We start from the raw sequence: 1,929 nt of genomic DNA, 5'->3' as shown, positions 1-1,929 counted from the left end.
GTTCTTGCCAAGCTTGAGCTGCTGGGCCCCGGCTCTGCAGCGCACCGCTGAAGAAGCGCTGCGCTGCGTCCGGGGCACGAGATCAACCCGCCCTACATCACCCGTCCTGCCGCGCGCTTGACCGCCTCGAGGCGGCGCGCCTGATTTGCTGCCCCGCGCTCTCTCAGCAAGGCCAGCACTTCGGCTGGCGCGGTGTCGGGCGACCCGGACGTGAACGGCGGGGCGGGGTTGTATTCGATCTGGAGCTGGATCGCTTCCGCCGTGGTGCGGTTGACCAGGATCGACACCAGCGTCAGCGCGAAGTCGATCCCGGCGGTGACGCCGCCGCCGGTGACGCGGTTGCGGTCGATGCAGACACGCGTCTTGGTCGGCGTTGCGCCGAACTGGCCGAGCATCTCCATCGCGCTCCAATGGGTGGCGGCGCGGTAGCCCTTCAACAGGCCGGCTGCACCAAGCGCCAGCGCCCCGGTGCAGACCGAGGTGACGTACTTGGCGCCTTCGGCTTGCTTGCGCAGGAAATCCAGCACCTCCTCGTCATTGAGCAGATCATTGGTGCCGCCGCCGCCGGGCACGCAGATCACGTCGAGCTGCGGGCAGTCGGCGAATGTCGTGGTCGGCGTCATTGTCAGCACGGAATCGCTCGGCACCGGCTCGATCCGCTTCCAGATCAAATGCAGCCTGGCGCCGGGAACTGCGGAGAACACCTGCAAGGGGCCGGTGAAGTCGAGCTGGGTGACGCGCGGAAACACCAGAAGTCCGATCTGGAGCGGGGACGACATCGGAAGATCCTCCAATCTTGGGCTTGACGCAGGCAAACTGGCATGATGCCCTTCTGTCCAAAATGGCGTAATTCCCTCTATTTCGGACATAACCATGATCGGCATCCTGATCTTCCCGGATTTTCAGTTGCTCGATGCGGCGGGCCCGATCTCGGTGTTCGAGGTCGCAGCACGCTGCGCCGGCAAGCCGCTCGCGCTGCGGGTGCTGGCGRTGAATGCGGGGCCGGTGCGCAGCTCGTCCGGCGTCGAAATGTTGGCGCGCGATTTCAAGTCGGCGAACGCCATCACGACGCTCGTCATCGCGGGCGGCGCGGGGGTGGCGGATGCCGCGCGCTGCGAGGTGACGCGCGCCTTCGTGCAGCGGCTGGCGCGGCGCGGCGTTCGGGTCGCCAGCGTCTGCTCGGGCGCCTATGTGCTGGCCGAAGCCGGCCTGCTCGACGGTCGCCGCGCCACCACGCATTGGGGCCGCACGCGCGATTTCGTCGCGCGCTATCCCAAGGTGAAGTTCGAGCCCGACCAGATTTTTACCCGCGACGACAATGTGTGGACGTCGGCGGGGATCACGGCGGGTATTGACCTTGCACTGGCGATGGTCACGGAGGACCATGGCGAGGAGATCGCGCAGGCGGCCGCGCGCCAGCTCGTGCTCTATCATCGCCGCAGCGGCGGCCAGTCGCAATTCTCATCGCTGCTGGAGTTGAAGGCGCCGAACGGCCGGTTCGGTGCGCTCTTGTCCTGGGCCCGCGAAAATCTCGATGCGCCGCTTACGGTCGAGGAGCTCGCCGATCGCGCCGGCATGAGCGCGCGGCACTTCGCCCGTGCCTTTGCCGCCGAGACCGGCACGACGCCGTCGAAAGCGATCGAGCGCTTACGGATCGAGGTCGCGCGTGAGCGCGTGCAGTCTTCGCGCGAGGCGATCGAGCTCGTCGCGGAGGCGACCGGATTCCGCGACCCCGAGCGGATGCGGCGCGCCTTCATTCGCGCCTTCGGTCAGCCGCCCCAGGCGCTGCGGCGCGCGGCGCGGGCGGGATAGGTGGTGCGCTCGTAAATGTGCCGCGCGCGTGCATGATCGCGAGGTCCGCGTTGCCACGAAAGTGGACGTCGACAATGCGCAAAGCGAATGTCCGCCTTCAGATGGGCAGGAGCACGA

The 1,929-nt window shown here is 67.3% G+C and carries 2 protein-coding genes; one reads left to right on the top strand and one right to left on the bottom strand.

Going from position 1 to position 1,929, the window contains the following annotated elements; translation table 11 throughout:
* Positions 1-92: 92 nt before the first annotated feature.
* The gene (locus AC1D00_RS38970; RefSeq protein WP_477014338.1) at positions 93-779 is read right to left on the bottom strand and encodes a DJ-1/PfpI family protein; all 687 of its coding nucleotides are present in this window, start codon (positions 777-779) and stop codon (positions 93-95) included.
* 94 nt (positions 780-873) lie between these two features.
* On the opposite strand from AC1D00_RS38970, the gene AC1D00_RS38965 reads away from it, so the two are divergent.
* Positions 874-1,812: a GlxA family transcriptional regulator gene (locus tag AC1D00_RS38965; protein ID WP_477014337.1), complete on the top strand. Its 939-nt coding sequence runs from the start codon at positions 874-876 to the stop codon at positions 1,810-1,812.
* Positions 1,813-1,929: the final 117 nt, after the last annotated feature.

The sequence above is a fragment of the Bradyrhizobium sp. P2_E8 genome, assembly GCF_056403875.1.
This window is presented reverse-complemented; position numbering and strand designations above follow the sequence as displayed.

What these genes read in the sequence shown, in the direction of transcription:
- AC1D00_RS38970 (WP_477014338.1), bottom strand. Translation starts at nt 779, where the DNA reads ATGTCGTCCCCGCTCCAGATCGGACTTCTGGTGTTTCCGCGCGTCACC.